The 13,873-nt window shown below is 63.8% G+C and carries 16 protein-coding genes; 5 read left to right on the forward strand and 11 right to left on the reverse strand.

Going from position 1 to position 13,873, the window contains the following annotated elements; genetic code table 11:
- Positions 1–100 precede the first annotated feature (100 nt).
- From ilvA to rapZ, 5 genes are all read left to right on the forward strand, one after another.
- On the forward strand, positions 101–1,636 hold the full coding sequence (gene ilvA / locus ABWW33_RS30750; protein ID WP_176655317.1) for a threonine ammonia-lyase, biosynthetic: 1,536 nt from the start codon (positions 101–103) through the stop codon (positions 1,634–1,636).
- Positions 1,637–1,698: 62 nt separating this feature from the next.
- On the forward strand, positions 1,699–2,532 hold the full coding sequence (gene queF / locus ABWW33_RS30755) for an NADPH-dependent 7-cyano-7-deazaguanine reductase QueF (RefSeq protein ID WP_353405294.1): 834 nt from the start codon (positions 1,699–1,701) through the stop codon (positions 2,530–2,532).
- 329 nt (positions 2,533–2,861) lie between these two features.
- Positions 2,862–3,344: a PTS sugar transporter subunit IIA gene (locus tag ABWW33_RS30760; RefSeq protein ID WP_176655315.1), complete on the forward strand. Its 483-nt coding sequence runs from the start codon at positions 2,862–2,864 to the stop codon at positions 3,342–3,344.
- Positions 3,345–3,391: 47 nt separating this feature from the next.
- Positions 3,392–4,327, forward strand: coding sequence for an HPr(Ser) kinase/phosphatase (gene hprK, locus ABWW33_RS30765; protein WP_008444515.1), 936 nt, complete (start codon positions 3,392–3,394; stop codon positions 4,325–4,327).
- Between the two features lie 126 nt (positions 4,328–4,453).
- Positions 4,454–5,314 (forward strand): RNase adapter RapZ, encoded by an 861-nt coding sequence (rapZ, locus tag ABWW33_RS30770; RefSeq protein WP_176655314.1) that lies wholly within the window; start codon positions 4,454–4,456, stop codon positions 5,312–5,314.
- Between the two features lie 22 nt (positions 5,315–5,336).
- On the opposite strand, the gene ABWW33_RS30775 is transcribed toward rapZ, so the two are convergent.
- From ABWW33_RS30775 to ABWW33_RS30825, 11 genes are all read right to left on the reverse strand, one after another.
- Positions 5,337–5,711: a VOC family protein gene (locus tag ABWW33_RS30775; protein WP_353405262.1), complete on the reverse strand. Its 375-nt coding sequence runs from the start codon at positions 5,709–5,711 to the stop codon at positions 5,337–5,339.
- Between the two features lie 96 nt (positions 5,712–5,807).
- Positions 5,808–6,272, reverse strand: a complete 465-nt coding sequence (locus ABWW33_RS30780) for an Lrp/AsnC family transcriptional regulator (RefSeq protein WP_353405263.1) — start codon at positions 6,270–6,272, stop codon at positions 5,808–5,810.
- Between the two features lie 6 nt (positions 6,273–6,278).
- On the reverse strand, positions 6,279–7,358 hold the full coding sequence (locus ABWW33_RS30785) for an enoyl-CoA hydratase/isomerase family protein (protein ID WP_353405264.1): 1,080 nt from the start codon (positions 7,356–7,358) through the stop codon (positions 6,279–6,281).
- A gap of 31 nt (positions 7,359–7,389) precedes the next feature.
- Complete coding sequence (locus ABWW33_RS30790; RefSeq protein ID WP_353405265.1) at positions 7,390–8,349, reverse strand: alginate lyase family protein; 960 nt, start codon at positions 8,347–8,349, stop codon at positions 7,390–7,392.
- A gap of 88 nt (positions 8,350–8,437) precedes the next feature.
- Positions 8,438–8,797, reverse strand: coding sequence for a ribosome hibernation-promoting factor, HPF/YfiA family (gene hpf, locus ABWW33_RS30795; RefSeq protein WP_026334892.1), 360 nt, complete (start codon positions 8,795–8,797; stop codon positions 8,438–8,440).
- Positions 8,798–8,874: 77 nt separating this feature from the next.
- Positions 8,875–10,353 carry an RNA polymerase factor sigma-54 gene (locus ABWW33_RS30800; RefSeq protein ID WP_176655308.1) on the reverse strand — a complete coding sequence of 493 codons (1,479 nt, stop codon included), beginning with the start codon at positions 10,351–10,353 and terminating at the stop codon, positions 8,875–8,877.
- Between the two features lie 9 nt (positions 10,354–10,362).
- Positions 10,363–11,115 carry an LPS export ABC transporter ATP-binding protein gene (gene lptB / locus ABWW33_RS30805; RefSeq protein ID WP_176655307.1) on the reverse strand — a complete coding sequence of 251 codons (753 nt, stop codon included), beginning with the start codon at positions 11,113–11,115 and terminating at the stop codon, positions 10,363–10,365.
- On the reverse strand, positions 11,116–11,715 hold the full coding sequence (gene lptA, locus ABWW33_RS30810) for a lipopolysaccharide transport periplasmic protein LptA (RefSeq protein WP_444551023.1): 600 nt from the start codon (positions 11,713–11,715) through the stop codon (positions 11,116–11,118).
- A 23-nt stretch (positions 11,716–11,738) separates the two neighbouring features.
- The gene (gene lptC / locus ABWW33_RS30815; RefSeq protein WP_176655306.1) at positions 11,739–12,329 is read right to left on the reverse strand and encodes an LPS export ABC transporter periplasmic protein LptC; all 591 of its coding nucleotides are present in this window, start codon (positions 12,327–12,329) and stop codon (positions 11,739–11,741) included.
- Between the two features lie 12 nt (positions 12,330–12,341).
- Positions 12,342–12,872 (reverse strand): KdsC family phosphatase, encoded by a 531-nt coding sequence (locus tag ABWW33_RS30820; protein WP_353405266.1) that lies wholly within the window; start codon positions 12,870–12,872, stop codon positions 12,342–12,344.
- On the reverse strand, positions 12,872–13,870 hold the full coding sequence (locus tag ABWW33_RS30825; RefSeq protein ID WP_353405267.1) for a KpsF/GutQ family sugar-phosphate isomerase: 999 nt from the start codon (positions 13,868–13,870) through the stop codon (positions 12,872–12,874). Before ABWW33_RS30825 ends, ABWW33_RS30820 begins: the two co-directional genes overlap by 1 nt.
- Between the last annotated feature and the right edge of the window lie 3 nt (positions 13,871–13,873).

The following is a 13,873-nucleotide window of genomic DNA, read 5'->3' on the forward strand; positions in this document are numbered from 1 at the left end:
GGGTCAGTTCCGGCAATCTGCCACGCGTGGCAGATTGCCGGAACTGACCCCGCTTTTCCGCCCCCGGGTTTGAGCCCTGGAATCACTTTGTTTGCAGACTATGACTATCGACTATCTGAAGAAAACCCTGACCGCGCGCGTCTACGACGTCGCTACTGAAACCCCGCTGGAACTCGCGCCGACGCTGTCGCAGCGTTTCGAGAACCGAATTTATTTCAAGCGCGAGGACATGCAGAGCGTGTTCAGCTTCAAGATTCGTGGCGCCTACAACAAGATGGCCCACCTGAGCGAAGCCCAGCGCAAGCGCGGCGTGATCTGCGCCTCGGCCGGCAATCACGCCCAGGGCGTGGCGCTGTCGGCTGCGCGCATGGGTTGCCGCGCCGTCATCGTGATGCCGACCACCACCCCGCAAGTGAAGGTGGAGGCGGTCAAGGCGCGCGGCGGCGCCGAAGTCGAAGTCGTGCTGCACGGCGAATCCTATACCGATGCCTACAACCACGCGCTGATGCTGGAGCAGGAGCAGAAGCTGACCTTCGTCCACCCGTTCGACGACCCGGACGTCATCGCCGGCCAGGGCACCATCGGCATGGAAATCCTGCGCCAGCATTCCGGCCCTATCCACGCCATCTTCGTGCCGATCGGCGGCGGCGGCCTGATTTCCGGCATCGCCGCGTATGTCAAGCAGATCCGCCCGGACATCAAGATCATCGGCGTGCAAAGCCTCGATTCGGACGCCATGGCGCGCAGCGTCAAGGCCGGCGAGCGCGTCACCTTGTCCGACGTCGGCCTGTTCGCCGACGGCACCGCTGTGCGCCTGGCGGGCGAGGAAACCTTCCGCCTGGTGCAGCAGTACGTGGACGACATCATTCTGGTCGACACCGACGCCATCAGCGCGGCGATCAAGGATGTGTTCAGCGATACGCGCTCGATCCTGGAACCGTCCGGCGCGCTGGCCGTGGCCGGCGCCAAGGCCTACGTGGAGCGCGCAGCGCTGACCAAGGATCCGATCCGGAACGAAACGCTGATCACCATCTGCAGCGGCGCCAACATGAACTTCGACCGCCTGCGCTTCGTCGCCGAGCGCGCCGAGCTGGGCGAGGCGCGCGAGGCGGTGTTCGCCGTCACGCTGCCGGAGCAGCGCGGCAGCTTCAAGCGCTTCTGCGCGCTGGTCGGCCCGCGCAACGTGACCGAGTTCAACTACCGCATCAGCGACAAGGACGAGGCCCACGTGTTTGTCGGCGTGCAGATCGCCGACCGCGGCGAATCGGGCGCGCTGGCGCGCACCTTCGAGCAGAACGAGTTCCGGACGCTGGACCTGACGCACGACGAGCTGGCCAAGGCGCACATCCGCCACCTGGTCGGCGGCAAGAGCACGCTGGCCAAGGACGAGCTGCTGTACCGCTTCGAGTTCCCCGAGCGTCCGGGCGCGCTGATGCGTTTCCTGAACTCGATGGCGCCGAACTGGAACATCTCGCTGTGCCACTACCGCAGCCAGGGCGGCGACGTCGGCCGCATCCTGATCGGCCTGCAGGTGCCGTCCGAGGAAATGGGCCAGTTCGCGCAGTTCCTGACCACGCTCGGCTACCGCTACTGGGACGAGAGCGCCAATCCCGTGTACAAGCTGTTCCTGGGCTAAACGCAGCACGACGGCATGGTTTGCGCTACCATGCCGTCCTTCACCGAAACACCATGATCGCCATGACTAACTCCGTCGACCTGTCCCCGCTGGGAAAAACCTCCGCCTACCGCACCGATTACGCGCCGGAACTGCTGTTCCCGATCGCGCGCCAGGGCAAGCGCGACGAGCTGGGCCTGACCGGCACGCTGCCGTTCTTCGGCGTCGACATCTGGAACGCCTACGAAATCTCGTGGCTGAACCAGCGCGGCAAGCCGCAGGTGGCGATCGCCCACATCACCGTGCCGGCCGATTCGCCCAACATCATCGAATCGAAATCGTTCAAGCTGTACCTGAACTCGTTCAACCAGACCCGCCTCGACAGCGTGGTCGCGCTGAAGACGCTGCTGCAGCAGGACTTGTCGAACGGCTTCGGCGCCGCGGTGCACATTTCAATCACGCAGCCGGAAGAATTCGGCATGGTGGAGATGGGCGAGCTGGACGGCCTGCTGCTGGACCGCCTCGACATCGAAGTCGACAACTACAGCCCGACGCCGGACCTCCTCAAGGCCGCCCTCGACGAAGAGCCGGTCGAGGAAAAGCTGATCTCGCATCTGCTCAAATCGAACTGCCTGGTCACCGGCCAGCCGGACTGGGCCAGCGTGCAGATCCACTACGCCGGTCCGCAGATCGACCAGGAAAGCCTGCTCAAATACCTGATCGGCTTCCGCGAGCACAACGAATTCCACGAGCAGTGCGTCGAGCGCATCTTCACCGACATCCTGCGCCAGTGCCAGCCGCAGCAGCTGGCCGTGTACGCCCGCTACACCCGCCGCGGCGGCCTCGACATCAATCCCTGGCGCAGCAACTTCAGCACCGCACAGAAACCGCCCAATCTTCGTGGCGCACGTCAATAAAGCCCTCTTTTTCTTCGATCAAACCGGAAAAATCAGGCGTATGATGTGCATATGGCGTGCAGAGTTGCGTCATACGGCCACAACGGCCTGAAAACGCGCAAAAATCGGAAATTTGCCCCAGACCCTGGCAAAAAACCGGCGTTTTCCGAGATTTCTATTCAGAAATAGCGATTCCTTTCTTTGATGCATTTCAAGTCCAGCCCGCGCGTCGGCTGGCGGACATAAACGCAATGACAGGCGCGAGCGATTTCATGTTACATGGCGCAGAAACAAGCCTATAATTCTGCTCGCATGCCACCTTTGTGCGTTGCAACATTTTATGTCGTGTTATGAACAACCTTAGCAAAATACTCTCACTTGAAAATGTCTTGCTCGACCTGGAAGTTTCCAGCAAGAAGCGCGCTTTCGAGCAAGCCGGCCTGATTTTTGAAAACAACTGCGGCATCGCCCGCTCCACCGTCTCGGACAACCTGTTCGCGCGCGAGCGCCTCGGTTCGACCGGGCTGGGCCACGGGGTGGCGGTTCCGCACGGCCGCATCAAGGGCATGAAGAGCCTGAAGTCGCCGCTGGCGGCGTTTGTGCGCCTGGCCGAGCCGATTCCGTTCGAGTCGCCCGACGGCAAGCCGGTCAACCTGCTGTTCTTCCTGCTGATCCCCGACCACGTCACCCAGCAGCACTTGGAGATCCTGTCGGAAATCGCCGAAATGTTCTCCGACGACGCCTTCCGCACCGCGCTGAGCACGGACACGGAACCGAAGTCGGTACACTCGCGCATCATCAACTGGATGCCCAGCCTGCAAGCAGCCGGGTGAGATAGGTTAAACTAAGGTCTAGTCCAACCTATTCCTTAAAGACACCCATGCTGCAAACTCCGCTGACGATACAAAGGCTTTACGACGACAATCGCGAAAGTTTGCAGCTAGGCTGGTTCGCCGGCTTCCCCGGCGGCGAACGCCTGATCTCCGGCGACGTCGCTTCGGCCGCCGACCAGGTCGGCCACCTGAACACCATCCACCCGGGCCGCATCCAGGTCTTCGGGCACCAGGAAATCAATTACTACCAGCGTTTGAAATCGCTGACGCGCGCCCACGTCATCGGCGAGCTGATCGCCGGCGGCCCGCCGGCGCTGATCATCGCGCAGGGCCTGGAAACGCCGCCCGACATCCTCGCCATCTGCGACGAAAAAAACATCCCGCTGTTCTCGACGCCGTTGCCGGCCGCACAGGTGATCGACTTCCTGCGCGTCTACCTGTCGAAGAAACTGGCGCAACGCATCATCATGCACGGCGTGTTCATGGACGTGCTGGGCGTGGGCGTGCTGATCACCGGCGACTCCGGCCTCGGCAAGAGCGAGCTGGGCCTGGAGCTGATTTCGCGCTCGCACGGCCTGGTGGCCGACGATGCGGTGGAGTTCTCGCGCATCGCGCCGAACATGATCGAGGGACGCTGCCCTGCCCTGCTGCAGAACCTGCTGGAAGTGCGCGGGCTGGGCCTGCTGGACATCAAGGCCATCTTCGGCGAGACCGCCGTGCGCCGCAAGATGCGCCTGAAGCTGATCGTGCACCTGGTGCGGCGCGGCGCGGCCGACGAGGAAGTGGAGCGCCTGCCGTTCCAGTTCCCGACCGAGGACGTGCTGGGCCTGCCGATCCGCAAGGTGGTGATCCCGGTGGCGGCCGGCCGCAACATCGCGGTGCTGCTGGAGGCCGCCGTGCGCAATACCATCCTGCAATTGCGCGGCATCGACACGCTGCAGGAATTCATGGAACGGCAACGCCAAGCAATGAGCGGAGATTGAAATGCAGCAAAGATTGAATGTTGCTAAGGAGTTGCGCCATGCATGGCGCAACCGTTCCGCAGGCGCGGAGCTGCGCTCCACGAATTCCCCGCTCCACCAACGCCAAGCCATGAGCGGAGACTGAGCATGCGCATCGTACTCATCACCGGCATTTCGGGCTCCGGCAAATCCGTCGCCCTCAACGTCCTGGAAGACACGGGACACTATTGCGTCGACAATCTGCCGCCCGCGCTGCTGTCCCACCTGGTCACCACGCTGGCAGAGGAAGGTCTGCAGGCGCTGGCCGTGGCCGTCGACGCCCGCAGCGCCGAGTCGCTGGCTTCGCTGCCGGCCGACGTCAAGCGGCTGCGCGAGGAAGGCCACGACGTCAAGGTCATGTTCCTGACCGCCAACACGCACTCGCTGGTGGCGCGGTTTTCGGAAACGCGGCGTAGCCATCCGCTGTCGCACGAACTGCGGCCGGGACAGAACCCCGCCGCGCGCCGCACGCTGATCGAATGCATCCTGGAAGAGCGCGAGCGGCTGTCGCATATCGAGCAGCTGGGTCACGTGATCGACACGTCGGAACTGAGCGCCAACAAGCTGCGCACCTGGGTCAAGGACCTGGTGGCGGCGGAACGCGCGCCGTTGACGCTGTTCTTCGAATCGTTCGCCTTCAAGCTGGGCGTGCCGATGGACGCGGATTTCGTGTTCGACGTGCGGGCGCTGCCGAATCCCTATTACGACCTGACGCTGCGCCCGCTGACGGGACGCGACGCGCCGGTGATCGAGTTCCTCGACGCGCAGCCGAGCGCGTTGGAAATGATGAGCGACATCCGCGCCTTCGTGGAAAAGTGGCTGCCGTCCTTCAAGACCGACAACCGCAGCTACCTGACGGTGGCGCTGGGCTGCACCGGCGGCCAGCACCGCTCGGTCTACATGGCGGAAAAACTGGCCGCCTACTTCCACGCCACGGAGCGCGTGGTGCTGCGCCACCGCGAGCAGTAACAAACCAGGACCAGCAAAAATATCATCGGCTCCAGTGCACCACTTCGATGGTGTGGCCGTCGGGGTCCTTGATCATGGTGCCGAAATACCGGTCGTTGATGTCGGGCCGCAGGCCCGGCTCGCGCAGCGCCATCGCGCCCAGGCTCATGGCGGCATGGAAGAATTCCCGCGCGGCCTGCCGGCTCGGTGCGGACACCGCCAGGTGCGCGCGGTCGCCGGCCAGCACGCCGTCGCCGCTGGACGGATACAGGCAGAAACTCCACGCGCCGTCGGCGCCGTAGATCACTTGCGTGGCGTCCTGGTGCTGCAAGCTGTAGCCCAGCGGGTTGAAGCAGGCGGTGTAAAAGGCGGTCGCGCGCGCGAGCTCGCGCGTGCCGATGGAAACGTGGTCGATCATGATGGCATTCCTGTGTAGATGGAAGGCACATCTTACCGAGCGGCCGTGAGACAAAATCGCATTCTTGCCCCTTGCGGTGCACGAATTATTCAATTTTCACAGCGGCACCTTGGTCTCGAACTTGGCGCAGTTCATGGCCAGCAAGCTCTTGTAGTTGCTGACATTGTTGTTCGACGTGAAAACGCGCCGCGTGAACGCCTGGAACGATTCCATCGACGCCGCCGTGACCACCAGCATGAAGTCGAATTCGCCGGCCACTTCGTAGCAGGCCATGACGTCGGACTCTTCGCGCATCAGCGACTCGAACATCTTCAGCAGCGCGGTGTTTTGCTGCTCCAGCTGCACCGTGACAAACGCCGTCAGCGGACGGCCGACCCGCACGCGGTCGACCAGCGCCACATCCTTGACCAGGACGCCGCTGGCGCGCAGCTGGGCGATGCGGCGCTGGCAGGTGGCGGCGGAGGCGTGTACCAGCTCGGCAAGACGGCGCAGCGGTATCGTCGCGTCGTCCTGCAGCAGGTTCAGTATCTGGACGTCGATACGGTCCAGTTGGACGGACATCGGCGCCTAGTCCAGGTGGCGCAGCGGATGCGCGTAATCCGGCCACACCGGCTGGAAGAAGCGCTGCACCATCTCTTCGGTTACTTCTTGCAGCGACGACGGCTTCCACTGCGGCGCGTTGTCCTTGTCGATGACGAGGGCGCGCACGCCTTCGATCACTTCGCCGTCCTCGAAGTTGTGGCGCACCAGCGTGCGTTCCATGCGCAGGCAGTCGGCCACGCTTGAAGCGACGCCGCGCTTCAGCAACTCGTGCGTGACGCACATCATCAGCGGCGAACGGGTGGCCATGATCTCCAGCGTTTTCTGCGCGAAGGCGCTGTCGTCCGTCTTGAGCGAGGCGACGATGGCCGGCACCGAGCCGGCGCCGAAGTGGCGGTCGATGGCGGCGCGCTCGGCCTCCAGCTTGCCCGCGGCCGGCCTGTAGGGGGCGGCGAAGGCGGCGATCGCCTCCGGCAGTTCCGCGCCTGCGGTCGACTCCAGGATCGCCTCCAGCACCTCCATGTCGGCCACGGCCGCGTAGTGGTCGGCCAGGCCGGCGTACAGCGCGTCGGCGGCGCCTATCGTCGCGCCGGTCAGGCCGAGATAGTAGCCCAGCTCGCCCGGCGCGCGCGGCAGGAAGTAACTGCCGCCCACGTCAGGGAACAGGCCGATGTTCACTTCCGGCATCGCCATCCGGGTGCGCTCGGTGACGATGCGCACGCGGCAGTCCGGGCCGCCCTGCGAGACGCCCATGCCGCCGCCCATGACCACGCCGTCCATCAGCGCGATGTAGGGCTTGGGATAAAAATGAATCAGGTGGTTGAGCGCGTATTCCTCGCTGAAGAAATCCTCCAGCAGCGCGCTGCCGCCCTGCGGCGAGCCACGGCCGACGTCGTAGAAGAAGCGGATGTCGCCGCCGGCGCAGAACGCCTTTTCGCTGCTGCTGCGGATGACCACGGCGGCCACCGAGCTGTCGTCGCGCCATGCCAGCAGCGCCTGCGTGATGTCGCGCACCATCGCCAGCGACAGCGAGTTCAGGGCCTTGGGCCGGTCCAGCGTGATGGTGCCGGTGCCGTTGCCGACGCTGGTGTGGACGTATTCGCTCATGAGTAAAAAGGGCTGAAGGAAAAACCCTATTCTACTGCGACTTCCGCGCCGCCAGATGTTCGAGCGGATTGGGCAGATTGAGATCGCCGCCCAGGCGCGGCTGCCATTGCTTCTTTGCCGGCGCCTCCTGCGGCTTGCCTTCGTGGCGGCCGTAGATGGTGGTCACGTCGAGCACGCCGACGCGCTCCTGCTCGAAGCCGGTGGCCTTGGCGATGCCCGACGGATCTGCCGACGCCGCAACGGTGAACTTGACGATCTGGTCCAGCTTGGGATCATGCAGGTCCAGGATCGACGCGATCATCACCAGCGGCACGGTGGCGTACACCTGGTAGTGCAGCGCCTTGGCCGCGCGCTCCATCTCGGCCGGCAGCGAGCCGTCGGCCGCCATCTGCCCCATCGCGTGGTCGAACACCTTGCGGCCCCAGCCCAGGTAGCGCTGGTCGCCCGTCACGCCGCCGACCGCGGTGACGGCCAGGCCTTCCCAGTAGTAGTGGTTGTTGCGGCCGCCCTTCTTCGCATCGGAGTGGGCCATCGTGGCGTCGGCCAGCGTCTTGAGCCAGCCTTCGATGGCCTGCTGCTGCGCGGCGCCGGCGGCCGGCTTCAGGCGCGCGTAGCTGAGCGCCATGCCGCCCAGCGTCCACTTGCGCACGTAGTAGGCCTGCTCGCTGGACAGCTTGCCCAGCATGGCCTTCTGCCCGGCCCAGCTGGCCAGCCAGGTCAGCGCGCAGGCGCCGTCGGCCGCGTTGGCCTTGGGGTCGAGCTGGTAGGCGGTGGCGCCCTTCGCCACCTCGGCCAGGAAGTCTTCGATCGGCTTGGTGTTGGCGATGTTGCGCGCCCGTAGCACCGGATCGATGACGGAATGGTGCGCGTCCGAGTAGTAGCTGTTGGCGTCGATGTCGATGCGGGCCGGCGGCGGCGCTTCGCACGCCAGCGCCGCGCCGGTGGCGAGCAGGCCAAGCAATGACGTGCTGGCAATCAGGTGAGATTTCATGGGAGGGCTCATCAAGTTAAACGTTTAACTATCTTACCTCAAAAAAGGGCGCCGATGCGCCCTTAGTCGAGTGGTGCCGGGGCCGTTGTTATAGGGCGGCGGCAGCGGGTTCGTAGCTATCCGGGAGATGCTTGATCGCATCGTGGCCGTGCTCTTGGACCTTGGCTTTGTATTTCATGACCTGCCGATCCAGCTTGTCGATCAGCGTATCGATGGCGGCGTACAGGTCCTGGGACAGGCTTTCCACGTAGACGGTTTTACCCGACATGCGCAGGTTGATTTCAGCCTTCTGGCGTTTCTCTTTCTCTTTAAGGTTATCTACAGTCAGAATGACAGCAATATCAATCACTTGATCAAAGTGGCGTGTGACGCGTTCGAGCTTGTTCTGCACGTATTCACGGATGGCCGAGGTCACTTCGAGATGATGTCCACTGATGGTGAGATTCATACACACTCCTAAAGATGATGTCGCTTCTTACGGTTAGTGCGTGGCCCATTACTACCGGGCGCGCAGGAACCAAGTAACTACAAAGACTTGCGGAGACTGACTGGCGGGATTTTCAACGCTTCGCGATATTTGGCAACAGTTCGTCGCGCAATCACCATGCCTTGTTCTCCCAGCATGTCCGCAATCTTACTGTCGGATAAAGGATTTTTCGGGTCTTCTGCTCCTGTCAATTGCACGATGAGTGCGCGTATCGCCGTCGAACTTGCTTCCCCTCCCGCTTCGGTGGCGACATGGCTACCAAAGAAATATTTCAACTCAAACATGCCGTGCGGGGTCAGCATGTATTTTTGAGTTGTTACCCGAGAAATAGTACTCTCGTGTAAACCCAGTGTATCAGCAATTTCGCGAAGCACAAGGGGGCGCATGGCAACCGCGCCGTGCGAGAAAAAGTTCTTTTGTCTTTCTACTATCGCCTGGGCGACGCGCAGGATGGTGTCGAAACGCTGGCGCATATTCTTGATCAGCCACTTGGCTTCCTGCAGCTGCGCGCCCATCGCGCCCTCGCCTTTTCCCTGCTTGAGCAGGTTGGCGTACATGGCGTTGACGCGCAGGCGCGGCATGACGTCGTTGTTCAGGCTGACCTGCCAACCGGTGCGCGATTTCTTGACGATGACGTCCGGCACCACGTAGTCGGACACGTCCGACGCGAACGCCGAACCGGGATGCGGATTGCACTGGCGGATCACGGTTTGCGCCTCGCGCAAATCCTCGTCGTCGCACAGCAGCGCTTTTTTCAGCTTGTTGAAATCGCGCTGGGCAAACCACGTCAGATGGTTTTCAACGATGGCCAGCGCCATGCGCCGCGTCACCATCGGCACGCCCGGCAAGCGCTTGATTTGCAGCGCCAGGCACTCGGACGCGTTGCGCGCGCCCACGCCCATCGGATCAAAGCTCTGCAGCAGCGACAAGGCGGTCTGCAGTTCGTCGATGTCCAGTTCCAGTTCCTCCGGCAGGCGGGCGTGGATGTCCTCCAGCGATTCCTCCAGGTAGCCGTTTTCGTCGAGCGCGTCGATGATCAGCTCGACCAGCGCGCGGTCGCGCATTTCCAGCACCGTCACGCGCATCTGTTCCATCAGGTGCTCGCGCAGCGTGCAGTGGTTGGCTTCGAGCTGCGGGCGCGCGTCCTCGTCGTCGGGCGCCTTGCTGCGGCCGGCGTCGCTCCAGTCGACGTCGGCGTCGCTGCTGGTGCTTTCGGTGTCGGCGGCGGGGCCGTCGTAGTTGTCGGCGTCGGCGGCCGGCGCTTCCTGCGCGTTGGGCGGGCCTTCCGGCGGCGCGTCGCCGACCGGGGCCTGCTGGCTGATGGCGCCGTCCGACAGCAGCCGCAGCGAGCGGTCCAGCGGGTCGTCGAGACGCTCCAGCAGCGGGTTATCGGTCAGCAGCTGTTCGAGTTCCTGGTGCAGCTCCAGCGTGGACAACTGCAGCAGCCGGATCGACTGCTGCAGCTGAGGTGTCAGCGCGAGGTGCTGCGACGTGCGCAGTTGCAATGACTGTTTCATGGGGTAAGGCTACATCCTGAAGTGTTCACCCAGGTACACGCGACGCACCGACTCATTGGCGATGATGTCGTCTGGCCGGCCTGAAGCCAATACCGTGCCCTGGTTGATGATATACGCGCGGTCGCAGATGCCCAGCGTCTCGCGCACATTGTGATCGGTAATGAGGACGCCGATGCCGCGTTCCTTGAGGAAGCGCACGATGCGCTGGATCTCAATGACGGCGATCGGGTCGACCCCGGCGAATGGTTCGTCGAGCAGCACGAAGCGCGGATTGGTGGCCAGCGCGCGCGCGATCTCGACCCGGCGGCGTTCGCCGCCCGACAGCGACAGCGCCTGGTTTTCGCGCAGCTTTTCGATCTGCAAATCGGCCAGCAGGGTATTGAGCCGTTCATCAATTGCAGCCTTGGATAAAGGCTTGCCGTCCACTTTCTGGATTTCGAGGACGGCGCGGATATTTTCTTCCACGGTCAGCTTGCGGAACACCGACGCTTCCTGCGGCAGGTAGGACAGCCCCAGCGACGCGCGGCGGTGGATCGGCAGGCTGGAGATGTCGGTGCCGCTGATGTCGATGGTGCCGGCGTCCGACGGCACCAGGCCGACGATCATGTAGAACGAGGTGGTCTTGCCGGCGCCGTTGGGGCCCAGCAGGCCAACCACTTCGCCGCACTCGACCTGCAGCGAAACGTCGTGCACGACCTGGCGCTTGCCGTAAGTCTTTTGCAGGCCTTTGACGATCAGGGTGCTACCGCAGGATGGTTCCATTTATTTCCCCGGCGTAGGCGTGGTGGCGGAGGCGGCAGGCGCCGAGGCTGCAGGCGCCGCCGGACGGATCGCCGGCTGGATCACCATCGTGCCACGGCCGGCGCCCGGCTTGCTCTCGCCGGTGACGGTGTTCTTGACCGCGAACTGTTCCTTGCGGCTGTCATAGGAAATGAATTCGCCGTCGACCTCGTCGCTCAGGCGGCCGCCTTCGAGACGGCGCACCTTGGCCTTGGAAAATAGCTTGACCAGGTCGGTCTTGTCGCTGTACTCGATGCGTTCGGCTTCGCCGTCGACCCACTGGTCGCCGGCACCGTCGCGCTTCTGGCGGAAGGTGGCCAGCGTGCCCGGGGTGCTGGTCAACACGACAAAGTTATAGCCTTCCGGATCGGTCGTCACGACCGCCTTCGGCGACTTCATCAGCAAGGTGCCGCGGGTCAGCACGACGTTGCCGATCAGCGTCTTGATTTGCTTGACGTCGTCGATCTGCAGATCGTCGTAATCGATCTTGGTCGGTTTGTTGGCGTCGGCTTTTTCCGCATGGGCCGCGCCAGCCGCCATCAGCAGCATCGCGGCCGTCAGGATCAGTTTTTTCATCATCATTCCATTCTTCATCATTGGTTCTTTCAATGGCCGCGCGGCGGCACGGTCAGTTGCCCGCGCCCGCCCAGTTGCACCTGGCGGGTGGCGTTGTTGGCCTTCATGCCGACGCCGTTGGCCGTCGCGTTGCCCATTTCCAGCGCGACCGGCGCCGTGGTTTCCATTCTTTCCTCGTCCGGGAAGACGGTCAGCGCCGGGGTCGTCATGCGCATCGCCTGCGCTTGCGGCGTGGCCGGGCGCACGACGTCCACATTACCATTGAGCTGGACCCGCGTATTGCCCTGGTCGACATGCGCGGTATCGGCATGGATATTCATCGGCGGCTGGTTGCCCGCCAGGCTGTGCACGTAAGGCTTGTCGATGTCGGAAGCGTCGTCGACCGGACGGTGGGTCAGCTTGTCGCCGGAAATGATGTAGGCCGGCTGGCCCGCCTTGTTCATGCGTACGAGGCTGAAGCGGTCGATGATGTAGTCCGGCTCGTTGCGGTGCTGGTCGGCCTGTGCTTCCTGGCCGGCCTGATTGACCACCTGCACCAGCCAGAAGCTGCCGACGGCGACAAACACGCCGACGACCATGATGACGGTCAGCTGCCAGCGGTGGGCTGTTCTTTTACGCATGACTGATCCCCGTCAAACCAGGAACTGCGCCATCACGCGCTCGTAGCTGCCCTGCGCGTGCAGCAGCAGTTCGCACACTTCGCGCACGGCGCCGCGGCCGCCGGCGGCGACGGTGGTGTGGTGCGCGCGCTCGAGCACTTCGGCGCGGCCGTTCGGCACGGCGACGGCGAAGCCGACGCGCGTCAAGATCGGCAGGTCGACCACGTCGTCGCCGATGAAGCCTACCTGCTCGGCGGTGAGGCCGGTCTTTTCCAGCAGCGCGTTGAACGGCGTCAGCTTGTCGTGGCCGCCCTGGTGCAGGTGGGCGATGCCGAGGTCGGCGGCACGCTTGATCACCTGCGGCGACGTGCGCGCGCTGATGATGGCGGTCTGTACGCCGGCTTCCTGCAGCAGCTTGATGCCCAGGCCGTCGTGCACGTTGAAGGTCTTCAGCGCCTCGCCCTCGGCGCCGTAGTGCAGGCTGCCGTCGGTCAGCACGCCGTCGACGTCGAAGATCATCAGCTTGACGCGGGCGGCGCGTTCGACATACGTGAATTCAGTCATCAGATCACCTTGGCGCGGGTCAGGTCGTGGATGTGCAGCGCGCCGACCAGCTTGCCGTCGGCGTCGGTCACCAGCATCTGGTTGATGCGGTACTGCTCCATCACGGCGACCGCGTCGACGGCCAGCTTTTCCGGCGAGATCGAGCGCGGGTTGGCGTGCATCACGTCGCGGATGATGACCTTGCTGAAGTCCTGGACCTTCTCGATCATGCGGCGCAGATCGCCGTCGGTGAACACGCCGACCGGCTTGCCGTCGGCGTCGACGATGGCGGTCATGCCCATGCCCTTCTGCGTGATTTCCAGCAGCGCGTCGGTCAGCTTGACGTCGGCGGTCACCTGCGGCACGGCGTCGCCGCTGCGCATGACGTCGCGCACGTGGGTCAGCAGGCGGCGGCCCAGCGCGCCGCCCGGGTGCGAGCGGGCGAAATCCTCTTCCTTGAAGCCGCGCAGGTCCAGCAGCGCGACGGCGATGGCGTCGCCCAGCGCCAAGGTGACGGTGGTCGACGTGGTCGGCGCCAGGTTCATCGGGCAGGCTTCCTTGGCCACGGCCACGTTCAGGTGGACGTCGGCGATGTCGGCCAGGCTGGAGCCCGGCTTGCCGGTCATCGCGATGACCTTGCTGCCCATGCGCTTGACCACCGGCAGGATGGTCATCAGCTCGGCGCTTTCGCCGGAATACGAGATGGCGATGAAGGCGTCGTCGGCGGTGACCATGCCGAGGTCGCCGTGGGCCGCTTCGGCCGGATGCACGAACAGCGCCGGCGTGCCGGTCGAGGCCAGCGTGGCGGCGATCTTGCGGCCGATATGGCCGGACTTGCCGATGCCTGACACGACCACGCGGCCCTTGCAGTTCAGCAGCAGGGAAATTGCCTGAACGACACTATCGTCGGTCTCCAGACGGGCATTCAGGGCGGCGATCGCCTCCGCTTCGTTTTGCAGCGTATCGCGGGCCAGGCGCAGCGCGTGGGCGGCCATTTTTGCGTCAAAAGCTTTCAGCATTGT

This window comes from Duganella hordei (genome assembly GCF_040369125.1).
Lineage (GTDB): Bacteria > Pseudomonadota > Gammaproteobacteria > Burkholderiales > Burkholderiaceae_D > Rugamonas > Rugamonas hordei.

Bases quoted from the DNA above. Each gene is read 5' to 3' on its own strand.
- ABWW33_RS30820 (WP_353405266.1), bottom strand. From the start codon at position 12,872: ATGACTGAATTCACGTATGTCGAACGCGCCGCCCGCGTCAAGCTGATG.
- ilvA (WP_176655317.1), top strand. From the start codon at position 101: ATGACTATCGACTATCTGAAGAAAACCCTGACCGCGCGCGTCTACGAC.
- ABWW33_RS30780 (WP_353405263.1), bottom strand. From the start codon at position 6,272: ATGTCCGTCCAACTGGACCGTATCGACGTCCAGATACTGAACCTGCTG.
- ABWW33_RS30760 (WP_176655315.1), top strand. From the start codon at position 2,862: ATGAACAACCTTAGCAAAATACTCTCACTTGAAAATGTCTTGCTCGAC.
- lptA (WP_444551023.1), bottom strand. From the start codon at position 11,715: ATGATGATGAAAAAACTGATCCTGACGGCCGCGATGCTGCTGATGGCG.
- ABWW33_RS30800 (WP_176655308.1), bottom strand. From the start codon at position 10,353: ATGAAACAGTCATTGCAACTGCGCACGTCGCAGCACCTCGCGCTGACA.
- ABWW33_RS30775 (WP_353405262.1), bottom strand. From the start codon at position 5,711: ATGATCGACCACGTTTCCATCGGCACGCGCGAGCTCGCGCGCGCGACC.
- rapZ (WP_176655314.1), top strand. From the start codon at position 4,454: ATGCGCATCGTACTCATCACCGGCATTTCGGGCTCCGGCAAATCCGTC.
- ABWW33_RS30785 (WP_353405264.1), bottom strand. From the start codon at position 7,358: ATGAGCGAATACGTCCACACCAGCGTCGGCAACGGCACCGGCACCATC.
- ABWW33_RS30790 (WP_353405265.1), bottom strand. From the start codon at position 8,349: ATGAAATCTCACCTGATTGCCAGCACGTCATTGCTTGGCCTGCTCGCC.
- hprK (WP_008444515.1), top strand. From the start codon at position 3,392: ATGCTGCAAACTCCGCTGACGATACAAAGGCTTTACGACGACAATCGC.
- hpf (WP_026334892.1), bottom strand. From the start codon at position 8,797: ATGAATCTCACCATCAGTGGACATCATCTCGAAGTGACCTCGGCCATC.
- lptC (WP_176655306.1), bottom strand. From the start codon at position 12,329: ATGCGTAAAAGAACAGCCCACCGCTGGCAGCTGACCGTCATCATGGTC.
- queF (WP_353405294.1), top strand. From the start codon at position 1,699: ATGACTAACTCCGTCGACCTGTCCCCGCTGGGAAAAACCTCCGCCTAC.
- lptB (WP_176655307.1), bottom strand. From the start codon at position 11,115: ATGGAACCATCCTGCGGTAGCACCCTGATCGTCAAAGGCCTGCAAAAG.
- ABWW33_RS30825 (WP_353405267.1), bottom strand. From the start codon at position 13,870: ATGCTGAAAGCTTTTGACGCAAAAATGGCCGCCCACGCGCTGCGCCTG.